At 71.7% G+C, this 15,559-nt stretch carries 15 protein-coding genes; 9 read left to right on the forward strand and 6 right to left on the reverse strand.

The annotated features are described in order from the left end of the window. Window positions 1-68: 68 nt before the first annotated feature. From AC6EUL_RS10245 to ubiG, 3 genes are all read right to left on the reverse strand, one after another. A complete protein-coding gene (locus AC6EUL_RS10245; RefSeq protein ID WP_499870011.1) occupies window positions 69-1,043 on the reverse strand; it encodes an NADPH:quinone oxidoreductase family protein in 975 nt (324 codons plus the stop codon). 71 nt (window positions 1,044-1,114) lie between these two features. Further along, window positions 1,115-1,675, reverse strand: coding sequence for a YbhB/YbcL family Raf kinase inhibitor-like protein (locus AC6EUL_RS10250; RefSeq protein ID WP_499870012.1), 561 nt, complete (start codon window positions 1,673-1,675; stop codon window positions 1,115-1,117). A 50-nt stretch (window positions 1,676-1,725) separates the two neighbouring features. Continuing rightward, window positions 1,726-2,508 carry a bifunctional 2-polyprenyl-6-hydroxyphenol methylase/3-demethylubiquinol 3-O-methyltransferase UbiG gene (ubiG, locus tag AC6EUL_RS10255; protein ID WP_499870013.1) on the reverse strand — a complete coding sequence of 261 codons (783 nt, stop codon included), beginning with the start codon at window positions 2,506-2,508 and terminating at the stop codon, window positions 1,726-1,728. 221 nt (window positions 2,509-2,729) lie between these two features. Between ubiG and AC6EUL_RS10260 the strand changes: the two genes are divergently transcribed. The 5 genes from AC6EUL_RS10260 (at window position 2,730) to AC6EUL_RS10280 (ending at window position 10,104) form a co-directional block, all read left to right on the forward strand. Continuing rightward, window positions 2,730-3,965: an aspartate kinase gene (locus AC6EUL_RS10260; RefSeq protein WP_499870014.1), complete on the forward strand. Its 1,236-nt coding sequence runs from the start codon at window positions 2,730-2,732 to the stop codon at window positions 3,963-3,965. 66 nt (window positions 3,966-4,031) lie between these two features. Next, window positions 4,032-6,296: a phosphoenolpyruvate--protein phosphotransferase gene (gene ptsP / locus AC6EUL_RS10265; RefSeq protein ID WP_056350418.1), complete on the forward strand. Its 2,265-nt coding sequence runs from the start codon at window positions 4,032-4,034 to the stop codon at window positions 6,294-6,296. A 99-nt stretch (window positions 6,297-6,395) separates the two neighbouring features. Further along, the gene (prfA, locus tag AC6EUL_RS10270; RefSeq protein ID WP_499870015.1) at window positions 6,396-7,481 is read left to right on the forward strand and encodes a peptide chain release factor 1; all 1,086 of its coding nucleotides are present in this window, start codon (window positions 6,396-6,398) and stop codon (window positions 7,479-7,481) included. A gap of 23 nt (window positions 7,482-7,504) precedes the next feature. Continuing rightward, complete coding sequence (gene prmC, locus AC6EUL_RS10275) at window positions 7,505-8,371, forward strand: peptide chain release factor N(5)-glutamine methyltransferase (RefSeq protein WP_499870016.1); 867 nt, start codon at window positions 7,505-7,507, stop codon at window positions 8,369-8,371. A gap of 473 nt (window positions 8,372-8,844) precedes the next feature. After that, window positions 8,845-10,104: a DUF4167 domain-containing protein gene (locus AC6EUL_RS10280; protein WP_499870017.1), complete on the forward strand. Its 1,260-nt coding sequence runs from the start codon at window positions 8,845-8,847 to the stop codon at window positions 10,102-10,104. A 61-nt stretch (window positions 10,105-10,165) separates the two neighbouring features. On the opposite strand, the gene AC6EUL_RS10285 is transcribed toward AC6EUL_RS10280, so the two are convergent. Both AC6EUL_RS10285 and AC6EUL_RS10290 read right to left on the reverse strand, forming a co-directional pair. Next, on the reverse strand, window positions 10,166-10,903 hold the full coding sequence (locus AC6EUL_RS10285; RefSeq protein WP_499870018.1) for a hypothetical protein: 738 nt from the start codon (window positions 10,901-10,903) through the stop codon (window positions 10,166-10,168). A 13-nt stretch (window positions 10,904-10,916) separates the two neighbouring features. Beyond that, window positions 10,917-11,885 carry a DUF2336 domain-containing protein gene (locus AC6EUL_RS10290; protein ID WP_499870019.1) on the reverse strand — a complete coding sequence of 323 codons (969 nt, stop codon included), beginning with the start codon at window positions 11,883-11,885 and terminating at the stop codon, window positions 10,917-10,919. Window positions 11,886-12,059: 174 nt separating this feature from the next. Between AC6EUL_RS10290 and AC6EUL_RS10295 the strand changes: the two genes are divergently transcribed. The 4 genes from AC6EUL_RS10295 to AC6EUL_RS10310 all read left to right on the forward strand — a co-directional run bounded on the left by AC6EUL_RS10295 (window position 12,060) and on the right by AC6EUL_RS10310 (window position 14,128). Further along, complete coding sequence (locus tag AC6EUL_RS10295) at window positions 12,060-12,224, forward strand: YqaE/Pmp3 family membrane protein (RefSeq protein WP_082487210.1); 165 nt, start codon at window positions 12,060-12,062, stop codon at window positions 12,222-12,224. A gap of 75 nt (window positions 12,225-12,299) precedes the next feature. Then, a complete protein-coding gene (locus AC6EUL_RS10300) occupies window positions 12,300-12,905 on the forward strand; it encodes a sulfite oxidase-like oxidoreductase (protein WP_056269752.1) in 606 nt (201 codons plus the stop codon). Next, entirely contained in the window at window positions 12,898-13,620 is a 723-nt protein-coding gene (locus AC6EUL_RS10305) for an FAD-binding oxidoreductase (RefSeq protein WP_499870020.1), read from the forward strand. The genes AC6EUL_RS10300 and AC6EUL_RS10305 overlap by 8 nt, the downstream gene beginning before the upstream one ends. Before the next feature lie 82 nt (window positions 13,621-13,702). Then, window positions 13,703-14,128, forward strand: coding sequence for a GFA family protein (locus tag AC6EUL_RS10310; protein ID WP_056269757.1), 426 nt, complete (start codon window positions 13,703-13,705; stop codon window positions 14,126-14,128). A 240-nt stretch (window positions 14,129-14,368) separates the two neighbouring features. Here the strand turns inward: AC6EUL_RS10310 and AC6EUL_RS10315 are convergent, their stop codons facing one another. Further along, window positions 14,369-15,457, reverse strand: a complete 1,089-nt coding sequence (locus AC6EUL_RS10315; RefSeq protein ID WP_499870021.1) for an NAD(P)/FAD-dependent oxidoreductase — start codon at window positions 15,455-15,457, stop codon at window positions 14,369-14,371. Window positions 15,458-15,559: the final 102 nt, after the last annotated feature.

Raw genomic sequence — 15,559 nt, forward strand, 5'->3', positions numbered from 1 at the left:
GACCGTCCCACCGTCCGCCTTCGCGGGCCGAGGGAGGCGGGCCGCCGAACCGCTCGGGCGACCTCCCCTCACAGCCGCAGCAGCACCTTGCCGACGGCCTCGCGCCGCTTGAGGATGCCGAGGGCCTCCTCGTAATCGGCGAGGGGGTATTCGCCGTGGACCTTCGCGGTGAGGCGCCCCTCCGCCACCCAGGCGAGAAGCTGCTCCTGGTTGGCCCGGTGCGCCTCCGGCTCGCGCTCGACGAAGACGCCCCAGTGCACGCCCTGGATGTCGATGCCCTTCAGGAGCGCCAGGTTGAGCGGAATCCGCGGGATGTCGCCGGCCGCGAAGCCGATGACGAGGTAGCGGCCCTTCCAGCCGAGCGACCGCAGGGCCGGCTCGGCGTAGTCGCCGCCGATCGGGTCGTAGATCACGTCCACGCCCGCCCCCGCGGTCAGCGTGCGCAGGGCCTCGCGCAGGTTCTCGGCGGCGTAATCCACCGCCATCGTGGCGCCATGGGCCTGCGCCGTTGCCAGCTTCTCGGGCGAGGACGCGCAGGCGATGACACGCGCGCCCATGATCGCCCCGAGTTCCACCGCCGCGAGCCCGACGCCGCCGGAGGCGCCGAGCACCGCCAGGGTCTCGCCGGGCTGCAGGCGGGCCCGGTCGCGCAGGGCATGCAGCGACGTGCCATAGGTGATGGTGAGCCCGGCGGCCTGCGCGTCCGAGACCCCGGCCGGCACCGGCGTGAGGTGCCGGGTGGCGACGGCGATCCGCTCGCGGCAGGTGCCGTATTTCTGGTGAACGATGACGCGGTCGCCCACCGCGAAGCCCTCGGCGCCCTCGCCCAGGGCCTCGATGACGCCGCAGGCTTCGCCGCCCGGCGAGAACGGCAACTCGGGCTTCACCTGGTAGCGCCCGGCGATGATCAGGGTGTCGAAGAAGTTGAGCGCCGCCAGGGTGATGCGCACCACGGCCTCGCCGGGACCGGCCACCGGGTCCGGCAGGTCGGCGAGGTCCAGATCCTCCGGACCTCCGAGATGGGTACACAGCAGCGCCTTCATGCTCAAACCTCCCCTGGTCGTCGTATCGGCGCTTGCACCGACGGAGCCGCCCGCGCAAGCGGTCGACGCCGTCAGGGGCGTTCGTAGGTTCCGACGAGGCAGCCCTTGGCGAGGACGCGCCCCGCCATGGCCTCCAGCAGCGCGCCGCGGCCGGGATCTTCGGGCAGCGCCAGCGCCCCGTCGAGGGCGTAGGCCTGGAACAGGTAGGCGTGCGGACCGTGGCCGGTGGGCGGGTCGGGCGGCAGCCAGCCCGGCTTGAGGAAGCTGTTCTTGCCGAGGTCGAGGCCGGATTCGGCCTGGCTCGCCGCGCCCTCCGCCAGGGGTGCGCCGGGATCGCAATTCCAGGCGATCAGGTGGACCAACGGGTTCGGCGTGGGGCTGCCGGCATCCTCGCAGAGGAGGACGATTCGCGCCGTGCCGGGGGGCAGGCCGGTCCAGGCCAGGGGCGGTGACGCGCCGGCCCCGTCGGCGGTGAAGCGCGCCGGCATCGCCGTCCCGTCCGCGAAGGCGAGGCTGGTGAGGCCGAGGCCCTCGGGCACGGTGGCGAAGGTGGTCCGGTAGGCGGTCTTGTCGAGCCCGGCCTTCAGGCCGGACAGGGCGGCGCCCACGGCGTGCGGAATCTTTTCGAGCAAGGTCGGTCTCCCACGGGGTACGCCGACCAACCGCGTGCGCGCCCGAAGGTTCAGGCCGAATGCCCACCTGCGGCCGGGGGCCCGGATGCGCCGGGGCGCTGCGCCGTGATCATGTAGTTGACGGCCGTGTCGCGGCTCGCCCGCCACGAGCCGTCCAGGGGATTGAGCACCACCCCGGTCGTGTCGGTGACGATGAGGCCGCCGGCCTCGACGGCGCGGGCGAGCTCGTCGGGCCGCACGAACTTCTCCCAGTCATGGGTGCCCCTGGGCAACCAGCCGAGGACGTACTCGGCCCCGACGATCGCCAGCGCGAAGGAGCGCAAGGTCCGGTTGAGGGTGGCGGCGAACAGGAGGCCGCCGGGCTTCACCGCCCGGGCCGCCTGCGCCACGAAGGCCGGCATGTCCACCACGTGCTCCACCACCTCCATGGCGAGCACGATGTCGAAGCGCTCGCCCCCGGCCACCACATCCTCGATGGTGCGGGCGCGGTAATCCATCGGCACGCCCTCGGCGTCGGCATGGGCCTGCGCCACCTTGACGTTGGTCGGTGCCGGATCGAGTCCGGTGACCCGGGCGCCGAGGCGCGCCAGGGGCTCGGACAGGACGCCGCCGCCGCAGCCGATATCCACCAGGGTCAGCCCCTCCAGGGCGAAGGGCGCGTTGCGGTCCCGTCCGAAATGCCGGCAGGCCGTGTCGCGGATATAGGCGAGGCGGACGGGGTTGAAGCGGTGGAGCACCCGCATCGGTCCGGCCTCGTCCCACCAGGTCGCCGCGATGGCTTCGAAGCGGGCGACCTCGTCGCGGTCGATGGAGGCGCCTGTGGGTCCGGTCATCGTCTCGGCATGTCTCGTGCGAGGTGGGCGCGTCCCATTGTTGACACGCCCGGGCGGCCCTTGTACCCGCCGAAGCCCTGTCCGGTACAGCAGCCAAGCGACGCGGCAGGCCGTGCGGGTTCCGGGAAATCCGTCCCGCGGCCCGCCGAATCCCGAGGTCACGCTCGATCCCCGGCTCAAGCGACGCGTCGCGGGCGCGACAGGCTCCGTCTGGTGAGAACATGCCCCGTCTGGTGATGAAGTTCGGCGGTACGTCCGTCGCCAATGTCGAGCGCATCCGCAACGTGGCGGCCCACGTGGCGCGCGAGGTCGCCGCCGGCTACGACGTGGCCGTCGTGGTCTCGGCCATGTCCGGCAAGACCAACGAACTCGTCGCCTGGGTCAAGGACGCGAACGCGATCTACGACGAGGCCGAGTACGACGCGGTGGTCGCCTCCGGCGAGCTCGTCACCGCCGGGCTGCTCGCCATCGCCCTGCAGAAGAACGGCATCAAGGCCCGTTCCTGGCAGGGCTGGCAGATCCCGATCCTGACCTCGGACGCCCACGGCTCCGCCCGGATCGAGGGCATCGACGGCGCCCGCCTCGATGCCGGCTTCCGGCGCGGGGAGGTCGCGGTCATCGCCGGCTTCCAGGGCATGCACGAGGCCACCGGCCGGGTGACCACCCTGGGCCGCGGCGGCTCCGACACCAGCGCGGTGGCCATCGCCGCCGCCATCGGCGCCGAGCGCTGCGACATCTACACCGACGTCGACGGCGTCTACACCACCGATCCGCGCGTGGTGCAGAAGGCCCAGCGCATGGAGCGCGTGACCTTCGAGGAAATGCTGGAGATGGCGTCGCTGGGCGCCAAGGTCCTGCAGGTCCGCTCGGTCGAGCTCGCCATGGTCCATCGCGTGCCGACCACGGTGCGCTCCAGCTTCGATCCGCCGGACAACGCCCGGCCCGGCACCCTCATCTGCGACGAGGACGACATCGTGGAACAGCAGATCATCACCGGGATCGCCTTCTCCCGGGACGAGGCGCAGATCACGCTTCGTCGCGTGAAGGACAGCCCCGGCATCGCCGCCGCGATCTTCGGACCGCTGGCCGACGCCAACATCAACGTCGACATGATCATCCAGACCGTGTCGGGCGACCAATCGACCACCGACATGACCTTCACGGTCCCGTCGGCCGATTACGACCGGGCGCGCAAGATCCTCGACGCGCAGAGCGGCGCGATCGAATTCGCGCAGATCGAGGGTGCCACCGACGTGGTGAAGGTCTCGGCCATCGGCGTCGGCATGCGCAGCCACGCGGGCGTCGCCGCCAAGGCGTTCCGGGCCCTGGCGCAGAAGGGGATCAACATCCGGGCCATCACCACCTCGGAGATCAAGTTCTCCGTGCTGATCGATGCCGCCTACACGGAGCTTGCCGTTCGCACGCTCCACTCGCTATACGGCCTCGACCAGGCCTGAAGACCCGGGGCGCGCGAACGCCTGCGCGCCAACCGGACACGAGGCCGAAGCCGGATCGAGGAGACCATGCCCGCTGCGCCCGGAGGCCCGCGCCTGCTTCTGCGCCGCCTCCGCGAAGCGATGGCGGAGCCGGTCAGTCCACAGGCTCGTCTCGACCGCATCGTCACGCTGATCGCCGCCAACGTGATCGCGGAGGTGTGCTCGGTCTATGTGCTCAGCGATGACAACATTCTCGAACTGTTTGCAACCGAGGGTCTGAACCGCGAGGCGGTCCACCTGACCCGGCTGCGGGCCGACGAGGGCCTCGTCGGCCTCATCGCCAAGACCGCTGAGCCGCTGTCGCTCTCCGACGCCCAGTCCCACCCGGCCTTCTCCTATCGGCCGGAGACGGGTGAGGAGGCCTATCACGCCTTCCTGGGCGTGCCGCTCCTGCGCGCCGGCAACACCCTCGGCGTCCTCGTCGTCCAGAACAAGACCTACCGGGTCTATTCCGAGGAGGAGATCGAGGCGCTGCAGACCACCGCGATGGTGCTCTCGGAGATGATCGCCTCGGGCGAGCTGCAGGCACTGGCGCCGGGGGCCGGCTCGGCCGCGCGCCGCCCGGTGAGCCAGCGCGGCGTGGCCCTCGCCGACGGCATCGGACTCGGACACGTGGTGCTGCACGAGCCGCGTATCGTCATCAAGCAGCTCATCGCCGAGAACGTCGAGCGCGAGGTCGAGCGCCTGGAACAGGCCATCGGCGAGGTGCGCTCGGCCATCGACGACCTCGTCGAACGCGGCGACAGCATCGGCACCGGCGAATCCCGCGAGGTGCTGGAAACGGTGCGCATGTTCGCGCACGATAAGGGCTGGCTGCGCCGGATGCGCGAGGCCGTGCATTCGGGCCTCACCGCCGAGGCCGCCGTCGAGCGCGTCCAGTCGGACAACCGCGCCCGGATGATGCGCCAGAGCGACCCGTACCTACGCGACCGCCTGCACGACCTCGACGACCTGGCGAACCGCCTGCTGCGCACGCTGATCGGCGCCGAGGGCAACGGCGCGCAGCGCGTCCTGCCCGAGAACGCGATCCTGGTGGCGCGCTCGATGGGTCCGGCCGCCCTCCTCGACTACGACCGCACGGCGCTCCGGGGCGTCGTGCTGGAGGAAGGCGGGCCGACGAGCCACATCGCCATCGTGGCCCGGGCGCTGGGCATCCCGGCGGTGGGCGAGATCGCCAACGCCACCGCCCTCTGCGATGCCGGGGACGCGATCATCGTCGACGGCGCCACCGGCGAGATCCAGGTCCGGCCCGGTCCGGAGATCGAGGCGGCCTATGCCGAGATGGTGCGCCTGCGCGCCCGCCGGCAGGAGCAGTACCGGGCGCTCCGCGACGTGCCGGCCGTCACCCTCGACGGGACGACGATCGGCCTGCAGCTGAACGCCGGCCTCCTCATCGACCTGACCCACCTGCACGAGACGGGCGCGGACGGCATCGGCCTCTTCCGCACCGAGCTGCAGTTCATGGTGGCCCAGCGCATGCCCTCGGCCGCCGAGCAGCAGGCGCTCTACGAGGCCGTCTTCGCGGCCACCGGCGACCTGCCCGTCACGATCCGCACCCTCGACATCGGCGGCGACAAGATCCTGCCCTACATGCCGGCCCTCGAGGAGGAGAACCCAGCCCTGGGCTGGCGGGCGATCCGGATCGGCCTCGACCGGCCGGCCCTGCTGCGGGTGCAGCTCCGCGCCCTTCTCAAGGCCTCCGGCGGCCGGCCCCTGAAGATCATGTTCCCGATGGTGGCGACGGTGGACGAGTTCACCCGCGCCAAGGCCATCGTCGAGCGCGAGAAGGCGCATCTGCGCCGGCACGGCCATGCCCTGCCGAGCGACTGCAAGCTCGGCGTGATGGTGGAGGTCCCCTCCCTCCTGTTCCAGATCGACGAGATCGCCAGGGCCGCCGACTTCCTGTCGGTGGGCTCCAACGACCTGATGCAGTTCCTGTTCGCCGTCGACCGCGAGAACCGCCGGGTCGCGGACCGCTTCGACACCCTGAGCGTCCCGGCCCTGCGCGCCTTCCGCGTCATCGCCGAGCGCGCCGCCGCCGCCGGCTGCCCCGTCACCGTCTGCGGCGAGATCGGCGGGCGTCCCCTCGAGGCCATGGCGCTGATCGGCCTCGGATTCCGGGCCCTCTCGATGTCGCCGGCCGCCATCGGCCCCGTGAAGGCCATGGTGCTGGGCCTCGACGTCAAGGCGGTGGCGGCGCTGCTCGACACCGAACTGACCCGCGCCGGAGACGGCGCCACCCTCCGCCCCGCCCTCGCGGCCTTCGCGAAGGCGCAGGGTGTGCCCATCTAGCGTCGGCGTGCCTATTTCCATGGGTCGTGCCGCGGCCCCGTCGTCGACCCGGCCTCCGGCCCGACGAGCCCTTGTTCAGATGAGAGTTTTCCACGGGCGATGACCCCCATTCCTGCAGAGCGTCTCGACGCGATCCTGACGCGCCACGACATCGTCACCGCCACGCTGAGCGCCGGCTCGGCGGATTCCGACACCTTCGTGCAGCTGTCGCGCGAACTGTCGGAGCTGGAGGGCGTCGTCGCCGCCATCCACGCCTATCGCGCGGCGGCGCAGAACCTCGCCGACATCGAGGCGCTGATCGACGAGCCGGGCAGCGATTTCGAGATGCGGGCGCTCGCGGCCGACGAGAAGCCGGAGGCCGAGGCCGGGCTGGAGGCGGCGCACCGGGCGCTCCAGCTCATCCTGCTGCCGAAGGATTCCGCCGACGAGAAGAGCGCTATCCTGGAAATCCGCGCCGGCACCGGCGGCGACGAAGCGGCCCTGTTCGCGGGCGACCTCTTCCGCATGTACGGCCGGTACGCCGACGCCAAGGGCTGGAAGGTCGAGGTGATCTCCGAGAGCGAGGGCACCGTCGGGGGCTATCGCGAGGTGATCGCCGAGGTGAAGGGCAAGGGCGTGTTCGCGCGCCTCAAGTTCGAGAGCGGCGCCCACCGGGTGCAGCGCGTGCCGGATACCGAGACCCAGGGGCGCATCCACACCTCCGCCGCCACCGTGGCGGTGCTGCCCGAGGCCGAGGAGGTCGACATCGTCATCAACGATGCGGACCTGAAGATCGACACCATGCGCTCGCAGGGCGCCGGCGGACAGCACGTCAACAAGACGGAATCGGCCATCCGCATCACCCACATGCCGAGCGGCATCGTGATCTTCGTCCAGGAGGAGCGCTCGCAGCACAAGAACCGCGCCCGGGCGATGTCGCTGCTGCGCTCCAAGCTCTACGACGCCGAGCGCACCGCCAAGGACGCGGCCCGGGCCGCCGACCGCAAGTCGCAGGTCGGCTCCGGCGACCGCTCGGAGCGCATCCGCACCTACAACTTTCCCCAGGCCCGCGTCACCGACCACCGCATCAACCTGACCCTGTACAAGCTCGAGGAGGTCCTGGCCGGCGTGGCGCTGGACGAGCTCGTGGACGCCCTCGTCACCGAGCACCAGGCGGAGCTGCTGGCCGCCGAGGGCATGGCCTGAGCTCCGTGGACGGGCCGGAGCCGATGCGCCTCGACCCGGGGCTCAGCCGCACCGACGCCCTGCGGCGCATGAGCGAGGCGCTCGCCGCCCACGGCCTGCCGGCGCGCGACGCCCGCTTCCTCCTGCTCGACCTCCTCGGGCTCAGCGCGACCGACTTGATCCTGCGGGGCCACCGGCCCCTCGGCCCGGAGGGGGCCGCGACGCTCGAAGGGGCCGTCGCGCGACGCGTCGCCGGCGAGCCAGTGGCCCGGATCGTCGGCGCCTGGGAATTCTGGGGCCTGCCCTTCGGGCTGGCACCCGAGACCCTCGTCCCGCGGGCGGACACCGAGACCCTGGTGGAGGCCGCCCTCGCCCTGCATCCCGACCGCGGGCGCCCGCTGCGGGTGCTCGACCTCGGCACCGGCTCCGGCTGCATCCTCGTGGCGCTGCTGAGCGAGTTGCCGAACGCCACCGGCATCGGCCTCGACCGCTCCCACGCGGCCCTCGTCCAGGCCCGCGCGAATGCGGTGCGGAACGGCGTCGGAACCCGAGCGGCCTTCGTCTGCGCGGACTGGACCGCGGGTCTCGGCGGGGCCTTCGACCTCATCGTGTCGAACCCGCCCTACATCGCCCGCGACACGATCCGTGGGCTCGACCTCGAAGTCAGGGGTCACGACCCGATGGCGGCCCTCGACGGCGGCCCGGATGGACTCGGGGCCTATCGGAGCATCGTGGAGGCCCTCAGCGTCGGGCCGGTCCGCCTCGCCCCCGGCGGCGCGCTCGCCTTCGAGGTGGGTTACGATCAGGCCGAGGCCGTCGGGATGCTCGGGACGCAGGCCGGGCTCGCCCCCGCCGTGCGTCATCACGATCTCGCCGGGCACGCCCGCGTCGTCCGCTTCGGACCGGTCTGAGCGGACGTCGACCCGAAAATCCTGCGGGAAACGCGAAAAAACTGCGCCCGTTGGATGTATCGAGGCAGAAAACGCTTGTTGCCCCCTCGGCGAGCCGCTAATGTCCAAGGCAGATCGCGAACGATCCATTAAGATGGGTCGTGGTAAGACGGGTGGCGGCTTTGGTCCGCGACGCTCTTAGACGGTCCCCCCACGATCAGGCTGGCGCGCGCGGGCAGAGGCGCAGGAGCTTGGTCAACTTCGTGCCTGAAAACCGAAGGACGCCTGGACGCTCAGAGCGCGCCTTGGTCAACGGACAGAGACGGCAAGCACGGCGAAATCGATCACGGACACACCGGACCCGGATCACGCGGCGCCAGCGACGAGCCTGAGGACAGGCCGCGTCATGGCCGCCTGGAACCCGCCGCATCATCAGACGCTCCGAGACGAACGAGGGTCAATCGAGACCGATGAGACCAAACCAGAATAGACGGATGCGCGGTCGCAACCGCCCCAAAGGTCCCAATCCGCTTACGCGTTCCTACGAGTCCAACGGACCGGACGTCAAGATTCGCGGCACCGCCCAACACATCGCCGACAAGTATGCCCAGCTCGCGCGCGATGCGCAGGCCAGCGGCGACCCGGTGGCGGCAGAGAACTACTTCCAGCACGGCGAGCATTATTTCCGGATCATCTCCGGCGCCCAGGAACAGACCCGTCAGCAGGTCGGCGGTTACGCCCGCGGCTTCGACGACGAGGGCGACGAGGGGGACGACGAGGGCCAGGGCGCCCCGCAGGGCTACGCGGCCTCGAGCTACGGCGCGAATTCCTACAACGAGGATTACGGCGACCCGAGCCAGCAGCCTCAGCCGACGGCGTACGAGCCCCGGCAGGACGCACGCCCGGAGTCCCGCCCCGAGAATGCCCGCTCGGACTACAACCGGCAGGATTCGAACAGGCAGGATTCGGGTTCGGACGGCAACCGTCAGAACCGCCGTGACCGCTTCGCCAATCGCGGCGACCGTCCGCAGCGCTTCGACAATCAGCGCGACGGCAACCGGCCCGACTATAACAACCGTCGCGACGACTTCAGTCGCCCGGACGGCAACCGGCAAGACAACAGCCGGCAAGACAGCAGCCGGCAGGATTACACGCGACAGGATTCGAACCGGCAGGACTCGAACCGGCAAGACGGCAACCGCCAGGATTTCCGGGCGGACCAGAATCGCCAGGAAAGCCCTCGCCAGGACAGTTCTCGTCAGGAGAGCCCTCGCCAGGACTACAATCGTCAGGATCAGCCGCGACAGGATTTCCGTCCCGCCCCGGCCCGCTCCGACGCGCCCCGTTACGAGAACGGGCGCACGGAGAGTCCGGTGAACGAGGCCCCGCGCGGTGAGTTCGGTGGCCAGGATTCCGGACGACAGGAATCCGGGCGCCAGGAATCTGGTCGCCAGGACGCGCCCCGGGCCGCCCGCGCGAACGAGGCGCCGCCCCGGCGCAGCCGACGCCGCGACGAGCGGGATGCCGCCGGTCCGGCCGAGGACGTGGCCGCCCTGCCCGCCTTCCTGATGACGCCGCCGCGTCCGGTTCCCGTCGCCGAGCCGGCGGGACAGCACGACGCTCCCGAGGACTCGACCTCGGCGGCACAGGATGACGGTGCACCGGCCCCCAAGCCCCGCCGCCGCCGCCGCGCCCGGTTCGAGGGTTCGGACAGTGTCGTCGGCGCCGACGATCCGACACCGGTCACCGAGTAAGCGCGGTCCCACTGCGCGAACCGACTGGAAGCCGCCCCCATCGGGCGGCTTCTTCGCGTTTCTAGGGGCCGCGCCAGTCGAGGAAGGCCTCGATCCGATGGATCAGCCGACGGTGGCGCGTCGCCTCGCCGAAGGGCGCGAGGTCCCAGGTCCAGCGCCGGTCGGGCGTCCCCAGGCGCACCCCGTGCAGCAGGTCGAGCCGCTCGGTCACGCGTCCGGTCCGGTCCTCCTCGATCTGTTCCACGTCCGTGACCAGGCAGACCTGGGCCCGCAATCCCGCGAGGCCGTCGAGATGGGCCCGGACGATCCGGTTTCCGAGATCCGGCGGCACGAAGCCGGGCCGGTCCAGGGGCAGGATCGGCAACTGCGACAGGAGATTGGCCGAGACCACGAAGTCGACGTCCGCGCCGCCGCACAGGGCGGCCAAAGGATCGGGCCGATCGGTTCGGAGGGCGAGGTCCGCGGTGACGAGCCGGACGTTGGGATGAGCCCGCGCCCGAAGGCGGGCCGGCCAGAGATGGACGGCATCCACGAGGTCGACGCGCGCGAAGCGCGCCGCGAGGTCCGCGAGCGGGACATCCTGGAGGAGGCCCGAGCCGAGCACCACGGCGACGCGCCGCTGCGGAAGCCCGTCGCAGGCATCCAGGATCGCGGCCCGCGCCGCGGCGAGATGGGGGGCCCAGGCGCTGCGGCAGCGACGCCCCCGGGACATCAGCAGGACGCTCTCGCGCAGGTGGCCCCTCCGGCGATGGGCGAAGGGCACCGGCGTGACGAGGAGGTGGAGGAGCTCGACGAGCACTTGGGCCCCCGGATCAGCGGCCCGGGCCCGACGGATCCCGCGCGTCCGGCGCGCCGCCCGCCTGCGCCGAGAGGCGGACCACGCGCTGCGCCGTGGTCACCGACAGGGCCTGAAACGCGCTCTGGATCCCGGTCCAGGCCTCGGGCGGCCGCACCGGGCCGGTTTTCGTCCGCAGGAACAGCTTCAGGGTTCCGAAGCCGAGGCGGATCGAGCGCAGGAGAAACAGCAGGGGATCGTGGTCCGCCGCATCGTAGGCACGCCGGGCGAAGGCGGGCGACACCGCGGCGAGGCGCGCGACCTCGGCCAAAGCCGTGTCGAGGTCGCCGGCCCGGACCAGGTCGTCGATGCGCCGTTCATCCGCATCCGTCGCGCGCGGAAGGGTCTGGCTCCCCCGCAGGCCGGCCGCCAACGCCGCAGGCTGTCCCCGCGGCGCGGCGCGGGTCACCAGCATGGCCCGCAGGACGGCGTCGCCACGGGCCCGTTCCCCGAGCGTGGTGTAGGCCGCGCCGGAGAATTGCGCGCCGGCATTGCCCGCGACCACGTGCACCGTCTGCCGGTCGCCGCGGGCCACCAAGACGTCGGTGACCCGCTCGCCGAGCGTCGGCCGCTGCGCAACGGCCCGCAGGTGCTCCTGCCCCCGCGATTCGGAGACGGTGACGAGGTCGGCCTCGTCGAGGCGCGGCGAGCGCTGAAGGACGGGCCGGGCCACCGCGATATCCGGATCGAAGGCCAGGTCGCGCACCACGGCACACGGTGCGTTGCGCACATCCGCCAAGCCGTCCGCCAGGAGGACGCGGGCGGCCCCATCGACCGCGCGGGCCAGGGGCAGCATCGCCGCGTCGAACACCTCCACCTGCGCCTCGCGCAGCCCGGCGGCCCGCTCCGTGAAGAGCATCGACAGCCGTTGCAGCACCCGTCCGCGCTGGAGCAGGCCGCCGGAGCGGACCACCTGCTCGATATCGCGCATGAGGGTTTCGATCATACGCGGAATTCCTGCGCGGTCCGTCCTTCGGCAATGTCCAGACCATCCTGGGGACGCAGAGATTAAGAAACTGAAATTCCCGTCGGCCCGGCGGGGGAACCTGGCCGCGACGATCCCGTTGCGGTTGGGCGGTTGCGATCGCATTTCCGCGCGCGCCGCCTACCCGGAGTGACCGTGTCGAACCTCGTCCGCATCATCCTCGCGATCTTCCTGCCGCCGATCGCGGTCCTCATGACCACGGGCATCGGCCTGCAGTTCCTTCTCAACATCCTTCTGACGCTGATGGGCGTGCTGCCGGGCACCATTCACGCCCTGTGGCTGGTGCTGCGCGATCGCTGAGGGAATGCTAGCCTGCGCGCGGGCTGATCGTCGAGCCACGGTCGCCGCGAACGGTCCGACGAGCGCGAGGGGAGCATGAGCACACGAGGTTTCACGGGGCGCAAGCCGCCCGAGGCGACCCGCGAGCGTCTGCCCCCCGGCCAGTACCTCACCGAGGACTTCCCGGTGCTCCAGATCGGCCCCAACCCGCGCATCGACCTCGCGACCTGGTCGTTCACCTTGCGCGAGGGGTCGCGGCCCCTGAAGAGCTGGAGCTGGGACGCCTTCAACGCCCTGCCCCGCAGCCGCTGGGGCGGCGACATCCACTGCGTGACGAAGTGGTCGAAGTTCGACACCGCCTGGGAGGGCGTGCGCTTCGACGACCTCCTGGCCGATGCCGGCATCGCGGCGCCGAGCGCCTTCCTGCTCGCCGAAGGCTACGACGACTACACCACCAACGTGCCCGTCGCCGACCTGACGGGCGGCAAGGGCATGGTGGCGACCCACTACGACGGCGCGCCGATCCCGGTGGACCATGGGGGCCCGGCCCGGCTCCTGGTACCGCACCTGTATTTCTGGAAGAGCGCCAAGTGGGTGAAGGGCCTGCGCTTCACCCAGCGGGACGAGGGCGGTTTCTGGGAGCTGCGCGGCTACCACATGTACGGCGATCCCTGGCGCGAACAGCGCTTCACCGGTGATTGATCCCGCCCCGGGCCCCCTCCCCTGGCAGACCGCGATCCTCACGGCCATCCGGCCGGTGACGCGGCGGGTGAAGAGCTACCGCTTCCGGGTCGCCTTCGATCGGCCGCTGCTGGCCGGGCAGCACGTCGACGTGCGCCTCACCGCCCCGGACGGCTACCAGGCCCAGCGCAGCTACTCGATCGCCTCGCCACCGGACGGCGACGGCACCATCGAACTGCTGATCGAGGGCCTGCCGGACGGCGAGGTCTCGGGCTTCTTCGACGCGGTGGCGGCGGTCGGCGACACGATCGAGCTGCGCGGCCCGATCGGCGGTTCCTTCGTCTGGCGCCCCGAGGATGGCGGGCCCCTTCTCCTGGCGGGCGGCGGGTCGGGCGTGGTTCCCCTCCTGTCGATGCTGCGCCACCGCGCGGCGACGGCGCCGGCGGTACCCGCCCTCCTCCTCTATTCCGTGCGCGACGCCGGCGAGATCATCGCCGCCGAGGAGCTGGCGGTGCGCGCCCGCGACGAACCGCACTTCCAGCTGATGCTCAACCTGACCCGCGCCGGCGGCCGCCGGGTCGACGCGGCGATGATCGCGGAGGCGCTGGACCGGCTCGGACCGCCGCGCCATGCCTATCTCTGCGGCGGCAATCCCTTCGTCGGGGCGGTGGCGGACCTCCTCCTCGACGCCGGGGTGGACCCCGCCCGCGTCCGGACCGAGCGCTTCGGCGGCTGAGTTGCCATCGCGGGGCGCGGGCCGACCCGGTCCCGCCACGGATCACGGACCTGGAAGGTCTCGGCAGACGGAGGAAGACACCATGTCAGCGCAGCTCGATCAGCGCGAGGGGCAGTGTCACTGCGGCGGCGTCCGGTTCCGTGCGACGCTGAGCGAGGGTCTCGACACGGTCCGGCGCTGCACCTGCTCGTATTGCCGGATGCGGGGGGCGGTCGTCGTCTCGGCCGAGACCGGCGGCGTCGAGATCCTGCAGGGCGCGGACCTGCTGACCCGCTATCGCTTCAACACCGGCGTGGCGCAGCACTTCTTCTGTTCGCGCTGCGGGATCTACACGCACCACCAGCGCCGCTCGAATCCCGACCAGTACGGCGTCAACGTCGCCTGCCTCGACGGGCTCAGTCCCTTCGACTTCGCCGAGGTCCCGGTGGTCGATGGCGTCAACCACCCGAACGACACCGGCGGATCGAGCCGGCTGGCCGGCACGCTGCGCTTCGTCCCCGCGCGCTAGTCGCCCCTCCCCGCCGCAACGAATTCGGCCGCGGCCGCGTCCCGACGGTCGCGGCCGGACGCATGCCCCAGGCCCCGAGGCATGGTGCCGGTGGTCAGGGCGCGCGGGCGGGCGCGTGGAAGCGGGCGACGATTGCAGCGGGGCAAGGCCACAGCGTCGAGCGAATCGACTGCCGTCGCGGCGACGGGGCTGGCGCGGGCGGCCCGCTCGGCAGCGTCGCGGGCTCGTGCGCCGTTTCGCTCAGCCCCCGACGAGCCGATCCGCGACCTCCTCGGCCAGGGACAGGCTCGAGGTCAGGCCCGGGCTCTCGATGCCGAAGAGGTGGACCAGGCCGGGGAGCCCGTGCTCGGCCGGGCCGTCGATCCGGAAATCGGCGGCGGGCTCGCCCGGTCCCGTCAGTTTCGGGCGGATGCCGGCATAGTCCGGGGTCAGCACCCCGTCGGGCAGGCCGGGCCAGTAGCGCCGGATCGCCCGGGCGAAAGCATCGGCCCGGGCGGGATCGACCCGATAGTCCAGGCTCTCCACCCACTCGACATCGGGGCCGAAACGCATGCGGCCGGCGAGATCGAGGGTCAGGTGAATCCCGAGACCGCCTTCGACGGGCGCCGGATAGATCAGCCGCGAGAAGGCCGGCCGACCAGTACAGCCGAAATAGCTGCCCTTCGCCAGGACCAAGCGTGGGATGCGCGCGGCGGGATAGGCCTCGACCGCGCCGGCGACCCCCTGGGCCCCGAGGCCGGCGGCGTTGACCACGGCCTCGAACGGCAGGGCCTCGCCGTTGACGGTGACGCTCCAGCCCGTGCGCGTCCGGGCGATCCGCGTCACCCGGCTGTCGAAGGCGATGGCGCCTCCGGCATCCTCCAGGTCGCCCTGGAGCGCCAGCATCAGCCCGTGGCTGTCGACGATCCCGGTGCCGGGCGCGTGCAGCGCCGCCACGCAGGCGAGGTTCGGCTCCAGGGTCCGGGCCTCGGCCCCGTCGAGGAGCGCCAGATCCGGAACCCCGTTGGCGTCGCCGCGCACCTTGAGCGCCGCGACGGCGTCGCGCTCGGAGTCCGCGGTGGCCACGATGAGCTTGCCGCAGCGCCGGGTGGCAACGCCGTGGCTGTCGCAGAAGGCCGCGAGCATGGCCGCGCCGGCGACGCAGTGACGGGCCCGCAGGGAGCCCGCCGGATAGTACATTCCGCCATGGATCACCTCGGAATTGCGTGCCGAGATGCCCGTGCCGATCGCCCCCTCGGCCTCGGCCACGATGACGGCATGGCCCCGGCGCGCGAGGGCACGGGCCACGGCGAGTCCAACGATTCCGGCACCGACGACGAGGATATCCATGACGGGCCGGAGATGAGCACGAGAGGCACGGGGAACACAACACGAGGCGCGTCCGCTGCGGGTCCGGGCGCCCAGGGGTGGAGGGGCATGCATCCGCGGTCA

The organism is Methylobacterium sp. 001424705 (genome assembly GCF_059816145.1).